14 protein-coding genes are annotated in these 17,338 nt (G+C 62.8%); 6 read left to right on the top strand and 8 right to left on the bottom strand.

Features of this window, described 5'->3' with window-relative positions:
- The first annotated feature begins 8 nt into the window (after positions 1-8).
- From P3R38_RS04885 to pcaC, 3 genes are read left to right on the top strand one after another with little or no spacing between them, the layout of a single operon-like run.
- A complete protein-coding gene (locus P3R38_RS04885; RefSeq protein ID WP_023378913.1) occupies positions 9-1,361 on the top strand; it encodes a 3-carboxy-cis,cis-muconate cycloisomerase in 1,353 nt (450 codons plus the stop codon).
- Positions 1,362-1,372: 11 nt separating this feature from the next.
- Positions 1,373-2,164 carry a 3-oxoadipate enol-lactonase gene (pcaD, locus tag P3R38_RS04890; protein WP_023378914.1) on the top strand — a complete coding sequence of 264 codons (792 nt, stop codon included), beginning with the start codon at positions 1,373-1,375 and terminating at the stop codon, positions 2,162-2,164.
- A 10-nt stretch (positions 2,165-2,174) separates the two neighbouring features.
- Positions 2,175-2,570 (top strand): 4-carboxymuconolactone decarboxylase, encoded by a 396-nt coding sequence (gene pcaC / locus P3R38_RS04895; RefSeq protein WP_027908103.1) that lies wholly within the window; start codon positions 2,175-2,177, stop codon positions 2,568-2,570.
- Between the two features lie 78 nt (positions 2,571-2,648).
- On the opposite strand, the gene P3R38_RS04900 is transcribed toward pcaC, so the two are convergent.
- From P3R38_RS04900 to ttgA, 5 genes are all read right to left on the bottom strand, one after another.
- Positions 2,649-3,173 carry an Mpo1-like protein gene (locus P3R38_RS04900; RefSeq protein WP_277686875.1) on the bottom strand — a complete coding sequence of 175 codons (525 nt, stop codon included), beginning with the start codon at positions 3,171-3,173 and terminating at the stop codon, positions 2,649-2,651.
- Positions 3,174-3,394: 221 nt separating this feature from the next.
- Positions 3,395-4,648: an OprD family porin gene (locus tag P3R38_RS04905; protein ID WP_023378917.1), complete on the bottom strand. Its 1,254-nt coding sequence runs from the start codon at positions 4,646-4,648 to the stop codon at positions 3,395-3,397.
- 272 nt (positions 4,649-4,920) lie between these two features.
- Positions 4,921-6,375, bottom strand: a complete 1,455-nt coding sequence (locus P3R38_RS04910) for an AdeC/AdeK/OprM family multidrug efflux complex outer membrane factor (protein WP_104882906.1) — start codon at positions 6,373-6,375, stop codon at positions 4,921-4,923.
- Positions 6,372-9,524 (bottom strand): multidrug efflux RND transporter permease subunit TtgB, encoded by a 3,153-nt coding sequence (gene ttgB, locus P3R38_RS04915; RefSeq protein WP_023378920.1) that lies wholly within the window; start codon positions 9,522-9,524, stop codon positions 6,372-6,374. Before ttgB ends, P3R38_RS04910 begins: the two co-directional genes overlap by 4 nt.
- A 3-nt stretch (positions 9,525-9,527) precedes the next feature.
- Positions 9,528-10,682, bottom strand: coding sequence for a toluene efflux RND transporter periplasmic adaptor subunit TtgA (ttgA, locus tag P3R38_RS04920; protein ID WP_023378921.1), 1,155 nt, complete (start codon positions 10,680-10,682; stop codon positions 9,528-9,530).
- Between the two features lie 256 nt (positions 10,683-10,938).
- Between ttgA and ttgR the strand changes: the two genes are divergently transcribed.
- Positions 10,939-11,571 (top strand): efflux transport transcriptional regulator TtgR, encoded by a 633-nt coding sequence (gene ttgR / locus P3R38_RS04925; protein WP_023378922.1) that lies wholly within the window; start codon positions 10,939-10,941, stop codon positions 11,569-11,571.
- A gap of 70 nt (positions 11,572-11,641) precedes the next feature.
- Here the strand turns inward: ttgR and P3R38_RS04930 are convergent, their stop codons facing one another.
- Positions 11,642-13,093: an MDR family MFS transporter gene (locus P3R38_RS04930; RefSeq protein ID WP_023378923.1), complete on the bottom strand. Its 1,452-nt coding sequence runs from the start codon at positions 13,091-13,093 to the stop codon at positions 11,642-11,644.
- A gap of 439 nt (positions 13,094-13,532) precedes the next feature.
- Here P3R38_RS04930 and P3R38_RS04935 point away from each other — a divergent pair, with 439 nt between their 5' ends.
- Entirely contained in the window at positions 13,533-14,402 is an 870-nt protein-coding gene (locus tag P3R38_RS04935) for an oxaloacetate decarboxylase (protein ID WP_023378924.1), read from the top strand.
- A 257-nt stretch (positions 14,403-14,659) separates the two neighbouring features.
- On the opposite strand, the gene P3R38_RS04940 is transcribed toward P3R38_RS04935, so the two are convergent.
- Complete coding sequence (locus P3R38_RS04940) at positions 14,660-15,568, bottom strand: LysR family transcriptional regulator (RefSeq protein ID WP_027908106.1); 909 nt, start codon at positions 15,566-15,568, stop codon at positions 14,660-14,662.
- 140 nt (positions 15,569-15,708) lie between these two features.
- Between P3R38_RS04940 and P3R38_RS04945 the strand changes: the two genes are divergently transcribed.
- Complete coding sequence (locus P3R38_RS04945; RefSeq protein ID WP_277686876.1) at positions 15,709-16,323, top strand: NAD(P)-dependent oxidoreductase; 615 nt, start codon at positions 15,709-15,711, stop codon at positions 16,321-16,323.
- A 45-nt stretch (positions 16,324-16,368) separates the two neighbouring features.
- Here the strand turns inward: P3R38_RS04945 and P3R38_RS04950 are convergent, their stop codons facing one another.
- Positions 16,369-17,244 carry a LysR substrate-binding domain-containing protein gene (locus P3R38_RS04950; protein ID WP_023378927.1) on the bottom strand — a complete coding sequence of 292 codons (876 nt, stop codon included), beginning with the start codon at positions 17,242-17,244 and terminating at the stop codon, positions 16,369-16,371.
- Between the last annotated feature and the right edge of the window lie 94 nt (positions 17,245-17,338).

The following is a 17,338-nucleotide window of genomic DNA, read 5'->3' on the forward strand; positions in this document are numbered from 1 at the left end:
GACGTTGCATGAGCAATCTGCTGTTCGACGCTTATTTCACCGCACCGGCCATGCGTGAGATTTTCTCCGACCGTGGCCGGCTGCAGGGCATGCTCGATTTCGAAGCCGCCTTGGCCCGTGCCGAAGCCAGCGCCGGGCTGGTACCGCACAGTGCGGTGGCCGCCATCGAGGCGGCCTGCCACGCCGAGCGCTACGATGCCCGCGCCTTGGCCGATGCCATCGCCACTGCCGGCAACTCGGCTATCCCCTTGGTGAAGGCGTTGGGCAAGGTCATCGCCAGTGGTGTGCCTGAAGCCGAGCGCTATGTGCACCTGGGCGCCACCAGCCAGGATGCCATGGACACGGGTTTGGTCCTGCAACTTCGCGATGCGCTCGACATGATCGAAGCGGACCTCGGCAAGCTTGCCGAGACCCTGGCGCACCAGGCTTTGCAGCACGCCGACACCCCGCTGGTGGGCCGCACCTGGCTGCAGCACGCCACGCCGGTGACCCTGGGCATGAAGCTGGCCGGCGTACTCGGTGCTCTGACCCGTCACCGCCAGCGCCTCAAGGAGCTGCGTCCGCGTCTGCTGGTGCTGCAGTTCGGTGGCGCGTCCGGCAGCCTCGCGGCCTTGGGCAATAAAGCGATGCCGGTCGCAGAGGCCCTGGCTGAACAACTCAAGTTGACCTTGCCCGAGCAACCCTGGCACACCCAGCGTGATCGCCTGGTGGAATTCGCCTCGGTGCTGGGCCTCATCGCTGGCAGCCTGGGCAAGTTCGGGCGGGATATCAGCCTGTTGATGCAGACCGAGGCGGGGGAAGTGTTCGAGCCTTCCGCGCCGGGCAAGGGCGGCTCTTCGACCATGCCGCACAAGCGTAATCCGGTGGGCGCGGCGGTACTGATCGGTGCTGCCACTCGTGTGCCGGGCCTGCTGGCGACCATGTTCGCGGCCATGCCTCAAGAGCACGAGCGCAGCCTTGGCCTGTGGCATGCCGAATGGGAGACCCTGCCAGACATCTGCTGCCTGGTCTCTGGCGCGCTGCGCCAGGCCCAGGTGATTGCCGAGGGGATGGAAGTCGATGGTGAACGCATGCGCCGCAACCTCGACCTGACCCAAGGCCTGGTGCTGGCCGAAGCCGTGAGTATCGTGCTTGCCCAACGCCTGGGCCGTGACCATGCCCACCACCTGCTGGAGCAATGCTGCCAGCGTGCCGTGGCCGAGCAGCGCCACCTGCGCGCCGTGCTCGGTGACGAGCCGCAGGTCAGCGCCGAGCTGTCCGCCGAAGAGCTGGACCGCCTGCTCGATCCTGCCCATTACCTTGGCCAAGCCCGCGTCTGGGTGGCGCGTGCCGTGGCCGAACATCAACGTTTCACTGCCTGAAGGAGACCGCTGTGGCGCAATTGCAACTGGCCGATGGCGTATTGAACTACCAACTCGACGGCCCGCAAGACGCACCGGTGCTGGTGCTGTCCAACTCGCTCGGCACCGACCTGGGCATGTGGGACAGTCAGATTCCGCTGTGGAGCGAGCACTTCCGGGTGCTGCGCTACGACACCCGTGGCCATGGCGGGTCGCTGGTTACCGAAGGCCCTTACAGCATCGAACAGCTGGGGCGTGACGTGCTGGCGCTGCTCGATGGTCTGGATATCGAGCACGCGCATTTCGTGGGCCTGTCGATGGGCGGCCTGATCGGCCAGTGGCTGGGTATCAATGCCGGTGCACGCCTGCACAGCCTGACGCTGTGCAATACCGCCGCCAAGATCGCCAATGACGAGGTGTGGAACACCCGCATCGACACCGTGCTCAAAGGTGGCCAGCAGGCCATGGCTGACCTGCGTGACGCCTCCATCGCCCGCTGGTTCACCCCAGGCTTCGCCCAGTCGCAGCCTGAGCAGGCCCAGCGTATCTGCCAGATGCTCGCAACGACTTCCGCGCAAGGTTACGCAGCCAACTGCGCCGCGGTCCGCGATGCCGATTTCCGTGAGCAACTGGGTCGTATCCAGGTGCCGACGCTGATCGTGGCAGGTACCGAAGATGTGGTGACCACCCCGGAGCATGGCCATTTCATGCAGGCTGGAATCATTGGTGCCACCTACGCCGAGTTCCCTGCGGCACACCTGTCCAACGTCGAAATCGGCGAAGCGTTTAGCCGCCGCGTGCTCGACTTCCTGCTGGCTCGCTGAGGGTAGCGCAATGGATGAGAAACAACGTTACGAGGCCGGCATGCAAGTGCGCCGGGCGGTGCTTGGCGACGCCCATGTCGACCGCAGCCTGGAAAAGCTCAATGACTTCAACAGCGAGTTCCAGAACATGATCACCCGGCATGCCTGGGGTGATATCTGGACTCGCCCCGGCCTGCCGCGCCATACCCGCAGCCTGATCACCATCGCCATGCTGATCGGCATGAACCGCAACGATGAGCTGAAATTGCACCTGCGCGCCGCGGCCAACAATGGTGTGACCCGCGACGAGATCAAGGAAGTACTGATGCAGAGTGCGATCTACTGCGGTATTCCGGCGGCCAACGCCACCTTCCACCTGGCGGAGTCGGTGTGGGATGAGCTGGGGGTCGAGTCGCGCCAGGCTTGAGTGTGCAGTCGCTGCCGCCTCTGGCACCGGCACGTCAGCCCCCGCAGGTTGGGGGCTGGCGTTACCGGCAATGTCCCATCAAACGGTCGCTTTCTTCTGCCGGATAGCCACCGGGCCGGCCTTGGCCTCCACCGCCTGCTTCAGCGTCGGACACAGTCCCAGCATGAATGCAGCTTCTGCCACCACGAACAAGGGCCCGATGATCAGCCCGCTGATGTCGTCGACGAATGCTGGCTTGCGGCCTTCGTAGTAATGGCCGACGAACTGAATGATCCAGCCCACCACGAAGGTACCGATTCCTGCTGTGAGCCACAGCGCGGTGCTTTGCATCGCCAGCACCTGGCCTACCCACAGGCACAGCCCCAGCAACAGCCCCATCACCAGGCCCAGGCGCAGGTCAAGGCGCAGGTAGAACCATGCCGATGCCGCCGCTGCCAGCATGGCCGGGGACAGCCATGCGCCTGCAATGTCCCAGCCGGGGCGTGACAGCAGGATGGTCACGGCCACGACGATCATCGGGATTCCGATGAAATGAGTGGCGATGTTGCGTGGGTCGCGGTGGTAGCTGGCGTATTGGCTCAGGTGGTCGACGAGGTTTTTCATTGTTGTTCCTCCCTGGGGGGCCTGTTCTGCTCCCGATATAACTGAGGATAGCCCGCAAACGACAGCATCATCAGTTCAGCGAATGGCGGTAGCGTACGCCGGCGTATTCAGGTCGATCGCGGTGCGCAGGGCAGCGCAGGGGAGGTGGCGGGGGCCGTAGAAGCGCAAGTGAGGAAGGGTGCTGTAGTGGCCTCATCGCCGGGCGATGAGGCCAGGCCAGCTTACAACAGGTTCAGCGGATAGCTGACGATCAACCGATTCTCATCGAAGGCGTTGGTGCTGAAATCGCGGCGCATGGTGGAGTTGCGCCATTTGACCGACAAGTCCTTGAAGGTGCCGGACTGCACCACATAAGCCAGCTCGGTCTCCCGTGCCCATTCCTTGCCATCGTCGACGCTGCTGGTGTGAACGTTGTCGCCCTTGATGTAGCGGTTCATCAAGGTGAGACCCGGCACGCCGACAGTGGCGAAGCTGAAATCATGACGTACCTGCCACGAGCGTTCCTTGGCATTGTCGAAGCTGGAGTTGTAGCTGTCGTTGGCCAGGGTGCCGCCACTGGTGCCGTTGACCCGCATCCAGGCGTCGTCACCGCTGACCTTCTGCAAGCCGACGTAGAAGGTATGCCCCTTATAGCGGGCCGAGAGCATGGCCGACGCGGTGCGGTTGTCGAGTTCGCCTGCGCGCTCGGCGCCGTCTTCCTTGCCGATGAAGTAGCCGAGGTTGGCGCCCAGGGTCCAGTCACCCAGTGGCTGGCTGTGCACCAGGTTGATGTATTGCTGGCGGTAGATGTCCTTGAGCTGGGCATCCCACAAGCCAATCATCGTGCGCTTGTCGTTGAAGGTGTACTCACCCCCGCCGAAATTGAAGCGATCCGAGGTGAAGGCGGCGCGGCCGTTGAGCGACATGTCTTCCATGCTGGCGTCGTTGCGTGGGCTGTTGCCACGGAACTGGCCGGCATACAGGGTCAGGCCGTCGATTTCCTTGGAGGTGATCTGGCCGCCGCGGAAGGTTTGCGGCAGCGAACGGCCATCGTCCGAACGCAGGATCGGCAGCACCGGCATCCACTCGCCGACCTTCAGTTCGGTTTGCGAAAGCTTGGCTTTGAGCGCCACGCCCAGACGGCCGAAATCATCGGCAGGGCGACCATCGTCATGAACCGGGAGCAGGTGGGTGTTGGTGGTGCCTTTGCCGCCATCGAGCTTGACCGAGTACAGGCCTAATACATCGACGCCAAAGCCTACGGTGCCCTGGGTGAAACCGGAACGGGCGTCGAGGATGAAGCTTTGCGTCCACTCTTCGGCCTTCGCTTGTGGGTGGGCCGAGTCGACGAAATTGCGATTGATGTAGAAGTTACGCAGGTTAAGTGTGGCCTTGGCATCCTCCACGAAACCGCCTTCGGCGGCCAGAACAGGGAAGGCGCAGGACATGGCCAACAGGCCGGGCAGCAGCTGGCGTGCGGGGTACGAAGTGCTCATCTGTTGTCAATCTCTTGTTTTTATGGGGCGAACCGGCGCGCTGCAGGGACACGTGTGCAGGGGCGGGTCTTTTTTCTGATGAACGTGTGCAGCGTTTCGGGGCAGATGGTGCTGAATCGGGGGAGGGTGGGGCAATTGGTCGCAAACGGAAGCGGGCGATAATCGAACGGAATGTTCCAGCTGGTTAATTGTCCGCAGTCGATGGGGTCGATACGGCCAGGTCGCAACAAAAAGCCCACCGCGAAGGTGGGCTTGATGCTTTAGCTGTCGACTCAGCTTTTCGGTGTTTCCACCGAAGCTTGCTGGTTGGCTTGTCCGGTCTGCTCGTACCAGCCCCCACCCAGAGCCTTGTACAGGTTGACCTCGCTGGTCAGCTGCGAGAGGCGGTCGCTGATCAGGGCTTGCTGGGCGCTGAACAGGTTGCGCTGGGCATCGAGGAAGGTCAGGTTGCTGTCGATACCGATACGGTAGCGACGCTCGGCCAGGCGGTAGTAATCCTGGTTCGCCTGCACCAGGTCACGCTGTGCCTGCAACTGCTCTTCGAAGGTCTTGCGCGCCGCCAGGCCATCGGAGACTTCCTGGAAGGCGGTCTGGATGGTCTTTTCGTACTTGGCGACGTTGATGTCCTTCTGGATCTTGGAGTAGTCCAGGCTGGCCTTCAGGCTGCCGGCGTTGAAGATCGGCAGGTTGATCTGCGGCTGGAACAGCCAGGTGCCTTGGCCGCCCGAGAACAGGTGACCCATGTCCGGGCTTAGGCTGCCTGCGTTGGCGGTCAGGCTGATACTCGGGAAGAACGCGGCCCGAGCCGCGCCGATGTTGGCGTTGGCGGCCTTGAGCAGGTGCTCGGCTTCCTGGATGTCCGGACGGCGCTGGAGGATGTCCGATGGCAGGCCGGCCGGTACCTCGGCCAGCTGGTCGGCATTGAGCTCCAGCGGCTTAGGCAGGTCGGCCGGAATGCCGGTGCCGATCAGCACCGCCAGGCTGTTGACGTCCTGGGCGACCAGGCGCTGGTACTGCGAGTACTTGACCCGGGCGCCTTCCACGGCGGTGCGTGCCTGGCTGACATCGAGCGCGGAAGCCACACCGACTTCGTTGCTGCGGCGAGTCAGGTTGTAGCTTTCCTCGTAGGTCTTGAGGGTCTCTTCGGTGAGCTTGAGCAGCGCCTGGTCGGCCTGCCAGGTGTAGTAGGCATTGGCCACGCTGGCCACCAGGGCGATCTGCGTGGAGCGACGTGCCTGCTCGCTGGACAGGTAGGTTTCCAGGGCCTGCTCGGTCAGGCTGCGCACTCGACCGAACAGGTCCAGTTCGTAGGCGCTGACACCCAGCGTAGCCGAGTACTGGCTGTTGATCCCGGCTTCACCGGTGGTCGACATGTTCGCCGGCACCCGCTGGCGGCTGCCGCTGCCAGTGGCCGAAACCGCTGGGAACAGGTCGGCCCGCTGGATGCGGTATTGCGCTCGGTAGGCGTCGATGTTCAGCGCCGCCACGCGCAGGTCGCGGTTGTTCTCCAGGGAGGTCTGGATCAATCGCTGCAGTGCCGGGTCGTGGAAGAACTGGCGCCAGCCCTGCTCGGCGGCGGCTACCTCGGCCGATTGGGTAGGCGAGTACGCAGGGCCTTGCGGCCACTGCGCTGCCACCGGAGATTCCGGGGTCTGGTAGTCAGGGATCAGCGAGCAGCCGCCGAGAATGAAAGCGGTTACCGCCAGGGTCAATAAAGACTTGGTCATTGCCCAGCCTCATAACGTGGAGTTTCAGGGGTGGCGTCTTGTTTCGGTTCTTTGCTGCCGAACAGCGACGACACTGCGACGAAGAATAGCGGTACCCAGAAGATGGCCAGTACGGTCGCACTGATCATGCCGCCGATCACGCCCGTGCCGATGGCGTGCTGGCTGCCGGCGCCCGCGCCGCTGGCGATGGTCAACGGTACCACGCCGAGGATGAACGCCAGCGAGGTCATGATGATCGGACGCAGACGCATACGGCACGCCTCGATCGCCGCGTCGTACAGGCTGCGGCCCTGCTCGTGCAGTTCCTTGGCGAACTCGACGATCAGGATCGCGTTCTTCGCCGCCAGGCCGATGGTGGTCAACAGGCCCACGAGGAAGTACACGTCGTTCGACAAGCCGCGCAGACTGGTGGCGATCAGCGCACCGATGATACCCAGCGGTACGACCAACACGACGGCGATCGGGATCGACCAGCTTTCGTACAGCGCTGCCAGGCACAGGAACACGAACAGAACCGAGAGGGCGAACAGTGCTGGCATCTGCGAGCCGGAGAGTTTTTCCTCGTAGGACATGCCGGTCCACGAGTAACCGATACCGGACGGCAGTTCGCCAACGATGCGCTCGACCTCGGCCATGGCTTCACCGGTACTGTAGCCCGGCGCCGGGGCACCGAGGATCTCGACCGCTTCCACGCCGTTGTAGCGCGACAGCTTCGGCGAACCGTAGCTCCATTCGCCTTTGGCGAAGGACGAGAACGGCACCATCTCGCCTGCAGCGTTGCGCACGTACCACTTCTGCAGGTCTTCCGGGCTCATCCGCGAGCTTGGCTCGCCCTGGATGTAGACCTTCTTGACCCGGCCACGGTCGATGAAGTCGTTGACGTAGCTGGCACCCAGGGCGATCGACAGGGTGCTGTTGATGTCGGCGATGGTCACGCCCAGCGCGCTGGCACGTTCGTCATCGACTGTCAGCAGGTACTGCGGCTCGTCGTTCAGGCCGTTCGGGCGTACCGCGCTGAGGATCTTGCTTTGCGCGGCCTTGGCCAGGAACTGGTTGCGCGCCTCCATCAGCTTGGTATGGCCGACGCCGGCGCGGTCCTGCAGGAACACGTCGAAGCCGGTGGCGTTACCCAGTTCGAGCACCGCGGGCGGTGCGAAGGCGAACACCATGGCATCGCGGAAGCTGAAGAAGTGCTGCTGGGCGCGTTGTGCCAGGGCAAACACGCTGTTCTCCTTCGAGCGCTCGTCCCACGGCTTGAGCATGATGAATGCCATGCCCGAACTCTGGCCACGACCGGCGAAGTTGAAGCCGTTCACGGTAAAGACCGAGGCAACGGTTTCGGACTCGTCCTTGAGCAGGTATTCACGCATCTGGTCGATCACAACCTGGGTGCGCTCGGCGCTGGAACCTGCTGGCGTCTGCACCTGGGCGAACAGTACACCCTGGTCTTCCTCAGGCAGGAATGCCGTTGGAATGCGGGCGAACAGCCAGATCATGCCGACCACGATCAGGGCGTAGGCGAGCAAAAACGGCAGTTTGTTGCGCAGGATGGCACCGACGCTGCGCTCGTAGCCTTGTACGCTGCGGTCGAAGTTGCGGTTGAACCAGCCGAAGAAGCCGCGCTTGGCCACATGGTGTTCGCCTTTCTTCAGCGGCTTGAGCATGGTGGCGCACAGGGCCGGGGTGAAGATCAGGGCTACCAGCACCGACAGGCCCATGGCCGAGACGATGGTGATGGAGAACTGGCGGTAGATCACACCGGTGGAGCCGCCGAAGAAGGCCATCGGTAGCAGTACAGCCGACAGCACCAGGGCGATACCCACCAGGGCACCCTGGATCTGTTGCATGGAACGCTTGGTCGCTTCCTTGGGCGGCAGGCCCTCCTCGGACATTACCCGCTCGACGTTTTCCACTACGACGATGGCATCATCCACCAACAGGCCGATGGCCAGTACCATGGCGAACATGGTCAGGGTGTTGATGCTGAAGCCTGCGGCGGCCAGGATACCGAAGGTACCCAGTAACACCACCGGCACGGTCATGGTGGTGATGACGGTGGCGCGGAAGTTCTGCAGGAACAGGTACATCACCAGGAACACCAGGACCACCGCTTCGATCAGGGTATGGATAACCCCGCTGATCGACTCGGTCACCACTGGGGTGGTGTCATACGGGAACACAGCCTTCACGCCCGGCGGGAAGAACGGCTCCAGGTCGCTGATGGTCTTGCGCAGGGCCTTGGCAGTGTCCAGGGCGTTGGCGCCGGTGGCCAGCTTGACCGCCAGACCCGACGCCGGCTTGCCGTTGAACTGGGCGCTGACGGCGTAGTTTTCGCCGCCGAGGCCAACGGTCGCCACATCGCCCAGGCGGACCTGGGAACCGTCGCTGTTGACCTTGAGCAGAATCTTCTCGAACTGTTCGGCGGTCTGCAGGCGGGTCTTGCCGATGATGGTGGCGTTGAGCTGGTTGCCAGGCAGGGCAGGCAGGCCACCGAGCTGGCCGGAGGATACCTGGATGTTCTGCGCGCTGACGGCGGTCTTCACATCGACCGGAGTCAGCTGGAACTTGTTGAGCTTGGCCGGATCGAGCCAGATACGCATGGCGTACTGGGCACCGAACACCTGGAAGTCACCTACACCGGCAGTCCGAGAGATCGGGTCCTGCATGTTGGAGACGATGTAGTTGGCCAGGTCGTCCTTGGTCATGCTGCCGTCTTCGGACACCAGACCGATCACCAACAGGAAGTTTTTCACTGCCTTGGTAACGCGGATGCCCTGTTGCTGCACTTCTTGCGGCAGCAGCGGGGTGGCCAGGTTCAGCTTGTTCTGTACCTGGACTTGCGCGGTGTCGGGGTTGGTGCCCTGCTCGAAGGTAGCGGTAATGGTCATGCTGCCGTCGGAGTTACTTTCCGACGACACATAACGCAGGTTGTCGATACCGTTGAGCTGCTGCTCGATGACCTGCACCACGGTGTCCTGCACGGTCTGCGCCGAAGCGCCCGGGTAGGTCACGGCGATGGCGATGGCCGGCGGCGCGATGCTGGGATACTGGTTGATCGGCAGCTTCAGGATCGACAAGGCGCCGACCAGCATGATCACCAAGGCGATCACCCAGGCGAAGATCGGGCGATCGATAAAGAACTTCGACATGGTTTACTCCGCTTTGGCGTCTGCTTTGGCCGTGCTGGCCTGGGCTTGGCCGGCCGGCTTCTTGACGTTGGTGGCTTCGCTGACCTTGACCTCGACACCCGGACGCACATACTGCAGCCCTTCGGTGATCAGGCGGTCGCCAGGGTTCAAACCTTCCTCGATCAGCCAGTCGCTACCCAGGGTCCGGCTGGCCTTGAGCTGGCGCAGCTCGACTTTGTTTTCCTGATTGACCACCAGTGCGGTCGGCGCACCCTTGAGGTCGCGGGTCACACCCTGCTGCGGGGCCAGGATGGCGTTGCTGTTGACCCCGGCCTGCAAGCGGGCATGTACGAACATGCCTGGCAGCAAGGTGTGTTCAGGGTTGGGGAAAATGGCGCGCAGGGTGACCGAACCGGTGGTCTCGTCGACCGCGACTTCGGAGAACTCCAGGCGACCTTCCTGCTTGAACAGGCTGCCGTCCTCCAGCACCAGTTGCACCTTGGCGGCATTGTTGCCGGCCTTCTGCAGCTGGCCGCTCTCCAGGTCACGGCGCAGCTTGAGCAGCTCGGCAGTGGACTGGGTGACATCGACGTAGATCGGGTCGAGTTGCTGGATCGTCGCCATGGCATTGCTCTGGCCATTGCTCACCAGGGCGCCTTCGGTCACCGAGGAGCGACCGATACGGCCGCTGATCGGCGCCAGTACCTTGGTGTAGCGCAGGTCGATCTGGGCGCTCTTGAGGGAAGCCTCGGCCTGCAATCGTTTGGCATTGGCATCGTCGTATTCCTGCTTGGAGACAGCCTGTTCGTCGATCAGCTGCTTGTAGCGCTCGGCCAGCGAGCGGGTCGCCTGCAGGTTGGCCTGGGCATTGGCCAGGTTGGCTTCGTAGACGGCCGGGTCGATCTGGTAGAGCTGCTGGCCTTCCTTGACGTCGCTGCCTTCCTTGAACAGGCGTTTGAGAATGATGCCATTGACCTGCGGACGCACTTCGGCGACCCGATAGGCACTGGTACGCCCCGGCAGTTCCGAGGTGAGGGTGAAGGCTTGTGGCTGGATGGTTACGACGCCGACCAGAGGAGCCTGCGCTGCGGGCGCTGCTTCTTCTTTCTTACAGCCACTGAGCAGGGTTGCCAGGGCGACGGCGGAAACCAGAGCGGTAACGGCTGGCTTGAATTGCATGAGGATCCTCGGGTCGCTAGAGCAGGGAGACGCTCAAGAGTAATGGAAGAGTCTTGTCAGAAAAAAATCTATCCGGTGGATAAATAGCTTACTAACGAATATACTTACATTCACGGTTGTTTGTAAATACCGCTGGGTGGTACTCGGCTACTGCCACAGCCCTTGATTAGCCTGTACGGAAGGTGCCCTGCAGAGGCAGCTCCGGTGGTTTCCCCGTCCGCGACACGCGTTCGGGCCCAAATGAGGTTGTACTGCCATGGTCCGTCGAACCAAAGAAGAAGCCCAGGAAACCCGCGCCCAGATTATCGAAGCCGCGGAAAAGGCCTTCTACAAGCGCGGAGTTGCGCGAACCACCCTGGCCGACATCGCTGAACTGGCGGGCGTAACCCGGGGGGCGATCTACTGGCATTTCAATAATAAGGCCGAGCTGGTTCAGGCGCTGCTGGACAGCCTGCACGAAACCCATGACCACTTGGCGCGTGCCAGTGAAAGCGAGGACGAAGTAGACCCGCTCGGCTGCATGCGCAAGCTGCTGCTGCAAGTGTTCAACCAGCTGGTGCTCGACGCCAGAACCCGGCGTATCAATGAAATCCTGCATCACAAGTGCGAGTTCACCGATGACATGTGTGAAATTCGCCAGCAGCGCCAGGGCGCGGTGCTGGACTGCCACGAGGGCATTACCTTGGCACTGGCCAATGCAGTGCGCCGGGGCCAGTTGCCTGCCGAACTGGATGCAGAACGCGCTGCCATCGCACTGTTCGCCTATGTCGATGGCCTGATCGGGCGCTGGCTTTTGCTGCCGGACAGTTTCGACCTGCTGCGCGATGCCGAACAATGGGTCGACACCGGGCTGGATATGCTGCGCTTGAGCCCGGCGCTGCGCAAATGACACTTTGTTAAGGATTGTGATGAAGTGTTTCCCCCATGTATTAAGGGGGGATTAACTGGGCGAGCCTGGCTTACCGTCCCCGCAACTGCCGATCAGGCAACGCAATCGCCGCCAGCAACCCTAACACCGCGGCCAGCGCACTTCCCATCAATAGCTGGCGGAACGTCTCAAGCAATCGCGCCTGGGTCTGCGCGTCTGCCTCCCCGGCCTGCAGGCTCCCCAGCAGTGGGTTGCCCAATAATTCGAAGCCGCCCTGGTGCAGCAAGGCCAGCAGGAAGCTGGACATGCACGCCACGCCCATGGCTCCGCCGAGCGAGCGGAACAGGTTGGTGGTGCTGGTGGCTACACCGATATCCTTGATGTTCACCGCGCTCTGCGTGCCCACCAGCGAGGTTGGGAACTGCAACCCGCAAGCGATCCCGGTCAGCAGCATGAAGAGGCCACTGAGCAGGCTGGATTGTGGCGGAGTGATGGCCATGGCGAAGATCGCTACCGGCATCAGCAGCGCACCGGCCAGGATCTGTGGTTTGTAGCGGCCGGTGAAGCTGGTCAAGCGCCCGCCGGTGAAGGCGCCCACGGGCAGCCCCATGGCGAGTGGCAACAGGTGCAGTGCGGCGCTGTCGGCGCCGGCACCGGTGATGCCCTGGAAACGCAGCGGCATGAGCATGGTCAGCGAGATCGACTGGAAACTGGCGAAGAAAATCACGCACCAACACAGCACCGCGACGCGATTACCGAACAGGTCCATGGGCAGCAGTGGTTCGCGGCAGCGCCGCTCGTGCGCCACGAACAGGGCCAAGCCGAGGGCGGCGCTGGCCAAAAGGGCCAGTACCGGAGCGGCTGTCCAGCCCTCGCCCTGGCCGACCAGTGTGATGCCCAGCAACAGGCTGCCCAGGCCAAGAATCAACAGCACCGCGCCCAGATAATCGACCCGCGCCTCGCGACGCCTGACCGGCATGTCGCGCAGGGCGCGGTGGATCGCCCATAGCGCGAAAAGGCCCAACGGCAGGTTGATCCAGAACACCCAGCGCCAGGACAGGTATTCGGTGAGCCAGCCGCCGACCACGGGCCCGGCCACGCTGGCCAGGGCATACATGCTGCTGAAATACCCCTGGTAGCGACCTCGCTCCCGAGGGGGCACGAAGTCGCCGATGATGGCCTGGCTCACCGATACCATGCCGCCGGCGCCGATCCCTTGCAGCACCCGGGCGAGCACCAGTTGCTGCATGTCCTGGGCCAGGGCACAGGCGACCGAGGCCAGGGTGAACAGGCCGATGCCGGTCAGAATCATGCGGCGGCGCCCATACAGGTCGCCGAGCTTGCCGTAGATCGGTACGGCCACGGTCATGGCCACCATGTAGCCGGAGATGACCCACGCCAACAGGCCGACGTCGTTGAACTGTGCCGAGATGGCAGGCAGTGAGATGGCAACGATGGTCTGGTCGAGGGCGCCGAGGAAGATGGCCAGCATCAACGCGGTGAGTACGTTGCGCAAAACGGCGGGGGGCAGGGCGGCGGTCACGGGGCTTACCTTGTCTTGGCTTTGGGCAGTGGCTCTATCTCGGTGACAGGGGCGCCGTCGTCAGCGAAAGCGGCGTGTTTCCTGTGAGAGTGGAGTTGCCCGCGATGGGCGGGTGCGAATTCCCGGATTGTAACCCGAGTTAGGTAGCTCCCTATGTACTATCTGCATCCCCTATGCAAGATCGGCATTGGCGCATTCATCCAGAGCTGCATGGCTGCGTGCTATCTTGGCTGAGCCGCAGAGGCTGAAATCCGGGGCTTGCCCCAGCTTGGTGCGAACTGCAAATGCCGGATTTTCTCGTCGCTGTATCCCATACCTTTTATTCCTCTGCCTGCATGTCGAGCATGACCGCCCAGATGGCGACGGTTGGAACAGGTCAGGTAGACCCGATTCAGGGGTCGGTAGCAACCGTTCAATTTCACGTTATTGCGGAGTGATCATGCCCAAGGCTTCCCATAAAGATCTGCGTATTGCCTTCCGCGAGCTGCTCGCTTCAGGTTCCTGCTATCACACCGCGTCCGTGTTCGACCCGATGTCGGCGCGCATTGCCGCTGACCTGGGCTTCGAAGTGGGCATTCTCGGTGGCTCGGTGGCCTCGCTCCAGGTGCTGGCCGCCCCGGACTTCGCCCTGATCACCCTGAGCGAATTCGCCGAGCAAGCTACCCGTATTGGCCGTGTGGCCCAGTTACCGGTGCTTGCCGATGCCGACCATGGCTACGGCAACGCGCTCAATGTCATGCGTACGGTCATCGAACTGGAGCGCGCCGGTGTCGCCGGCCTGACCATCGAAGACACCTTGCTGCCGGCCCAGTTCAGCCGCAAGTCCACCGACCTGATCTCGGTCGAGGAAGGTGTCGGCAAGATCCGTGCGGCCCTTGAGGCCCGAGTCGATTCGTCGATGGCGATCATTGCCCGTACCAACGCAGGGGTGCTGAGCACCGAAGAAATCATCGTGCGCACCCAGAGCTACCAGAAGGCCGGTGCCGACGGCATTTGCATGGTGGGCGTGAAGGACTTCGAGCAGCTCGAGCAGATTGGCGAGCACCTGAACGTGCCGATGATGCTGGTGACCTACGGCAACCCGAACCTGCGCGACGACGAGCGCCTGGCCCGCCTGGGCGTGCGTGTGGTGGTCGATGGCCATGCCGCCTACTTTGCCGCGATCAAGGCCACCTACGACTGCCTGCGCCTGCAACGGGGCCAACAGAACAAGTCTGAGAACCTCAGTGCGACCGAGCTCTCGCACACTTACACCCAGCCCGAGGACTACATCCGCTGGGCCAAGGAGTACATGAGCGTCGAGGAGTGACCGGCGCGTGGCGCCGAGGTCAACGCACGGCGCTCAAGGTTGCACTCTGAGGCACGCAGTGCTCATGCTGGCAACTGGCTGCTGAGTGGGGTTGGCTGCGAAGCAGCTCTACCCGCCAGCAAGCCGAGCCGTAAACACCCGCTACGGCCAGCAGCATTACCACAAGGGCGATTCTTCTGGTTTTGATGCCCATGATGCTCACCTCCAGTCCCGGCAACAGGTGATACACCTGAGCATAGGTCAGTCGGGACGGCTTGTCAGGGCCAGCCCTGGTCCCATTCTGGTTCCGCCTGAAAACGTTGAGACAGAAAATCCAGCATGCTGCGCAAGGTTGCCGGCATGTGCTTGCGCGAGGTGTACACCGCGTTCAGGCTCAGCGCTTGCGGTTGTGCCTCTGGTAGCACGCGAACCAACTCTCCACTGCGCAGCGCCGCGGCAGCCAGGTAGCTTGGCAACATTGCGATACCCGCGTTGGCCAGCGTCGCCGTCTGCAGGGTCATGGCCTCGTTGGCGGTGATATTGCCTGCGACGGGGACCGCGATCTGTTGGCCCTGCACATCGAATTGCCACAGGTCGTGCCCGAAGTAGGCGTGGGTCAGGCAGTTGTGCCGGCTTAAATCCTCGACCCGCTGTGGCGTTCCGTGCTGGCGCAAGTAGGCTGGTGAAGCGCACACCACCGAACGGCACACGGTCAAGCGCCGTGCGATCAGGTTCGGGTCAAGGTCGTTACTGGTACGAATCGCCAGGTCGATGCGTTCATCGACCAGATTCACGGTGCGGTCCAGTACCTGCAGGTCAACCTTCACCCCTGGGTAGCGCTGCACGTAATCGGCGATCGCGGCCACCAGTTGTGCCTGTGCGAACGACGTGCTGACGCTGATGCGCAGCTCACCACGCGGTGCATCATCCGGCTGGCGCACGGCTGTTTCCAGCTCGCCGGCCAACTCAAGCAATTGGCGACAGCGGGGCAGGGTTTGCTGGCCGGCGGCGGTCAGGCTCAGCTTGCGTGTGGTGCGTTGCATGAGGCGCGCGCCGACCCAGTCCTCCAGCGCTGCCAGATACCGCGAAACCACCGGTCGCGATAATTGCAGCTGATCCGCCGCCGCCGATTGGCTTCCCAGGTCGACGACGGTGACGAAGACGCGCATGGCGTTCAGACGGTCCATGATTTGCTCGATTTCAGAAACAAACTATGTCCCAGCATCGCATTTTTCGTAATGAAGCGGGCAACTAAGCTGATGAGCATGTTGTCGCCGCTGCCTTGGCGATCGAAGTGGTAAACACCTTAACGAAGGGAGTGTTGTTCATGAGCAAGATCGCAATCATCGGTGCCACCGGCCGGGCTGGCGGCCAGTTACTGGGGGAAGCCCTGCGCCGTGGTCATAGCGTCGTCGCGATTGCCCGCGACCCCTCGCGCTTGCAAGGGCGTGCAGGTGTCACGGTCAAGGCGTTGGATGCCAAGGACAGCGCAGCCTTGCAGGCGGCCGTTGCGGACGTGGACGCAGTGCTGAGTGCTGCGCACTTCTCGACCCTCGAACCGCAGGCGGTTATCGAGCCGGTCAAGCGCGCTGGGGTAAAGCGACTGCTGGTGGTAGGCGGCGCCGGCAGTCTGCTGCTACCGTCCGGCCAGCGGGTGATCGACAGTCCTGACTTCCCCGAGGCGTACAAGGCCGAGGCCAGTGCAGGGGTTCGTTTCCTGGATGCGTTGCGCCAGGAACAAGCGCTGGACTGGACCTTCCTGTCGCCTTCGGCGGAATTCGTCGAAGGAGAGCGCACGGGCCATTACACGCTTGGCAAGGATCATCTGTTGATCGGCAAAGACGGCAAGAGCTGGATCACTTTCGCTGATTTCGCCATCGCCCTGATCGATGAATTGGAAAAACCAGCGCATTCGCGGCAGCGGTTCACCGTTGGCTATTGAGTCGGCTTCGAGTTCCGACAAGCCGGCCTCTACAGGGGGGCTGGTTCACTGATGGGCGCGTTGCTCCAGCCAGTCCAGCAATTCGATCAAGCCCGCTGGCAGGCTCTTGGCCTGGCTGACCAGATAGTAGCCTTTGCCGGTCGTGACCTTGACCCCGAATGGCATGCACAGGCGTCCGCTGCGCAGGTCGTCGCCAATCAGCGCCCAATCGCCAATGGCCACGCCGGTGCCCTGGGAGGCCATGGCCATCGCCATGTCCAGCGTCTCGAAATGTTGTTTCGGGCCTTGTGGGTCGAAGGTTGCCCCGGCAGCCTGCAGCCATAGCCGCCAGTCATGCTCGTCGCGCGAAGGGTGCAGCAGCATGTGACGCGCCAGGTCTTCGATCTGGCGCAGCGGCACGGGCCCTTCCAGTAGCGATGGCGCGCAGACCGGGGTCAGTTGCTCGTCGAACAGCTTGCGCACCCGCAGCCCATGGTTCGGCAGACTGCCGTAGACCACGGCGGCGTCAAAGCCTTCGCGACGGAAATCCACCCCGTGTTGCACGGTCGTGGTCAACTCCACCGGTATGTCGGGGCGCAAGGCCTGCCATTCCATCAGGCGCGGCAGTAGCCAGCGCATCACGCAGGTCGGTGCCTTGAGCTGCAACGTGGCATTGCGCCCGCTCACTTCGCGCACGCCTTGCTCGATCAGGGCGAATACCTGCTGCACCCGTGGCAGCCAGTCCTGGCCTTCACGGGTCAGGCTCAGCCCCCGGGCCTGGCGCTGGAACAGGGTATAGCCCAGATGTTCCTCGAGCCCGGCAATCTGCCGGCTTACGGCACCTTGGGTGATGTGCAACTGTTGCGCCGCACGGGTGAAGTTGCAGTGCTGCGCTGTCACCAGGAACGTGTGCAGGGCGGACAGGGGCGGAAGGCGTTTCATCGCGGCGAGCCATGATTAAAGGACATGGCTAGTATGTGTTTTTTTGCCTTGTGGCGATAGCCATGGCTTGGGTCCAATGGGCACAGATACCCAA

The organism is Pseudomonas sp. NyZ480 (assembly GCF_029537255.1).
In the GTDB taxonomy this organism is placed as follows: domain Bacteria; phylum Pseudomonadota; class Gammaproteobacteria; order Pseudomonadales; family Pseudomonadaceae; genus Aquipseudomonas; species Aquipseudomonas taiwanensis.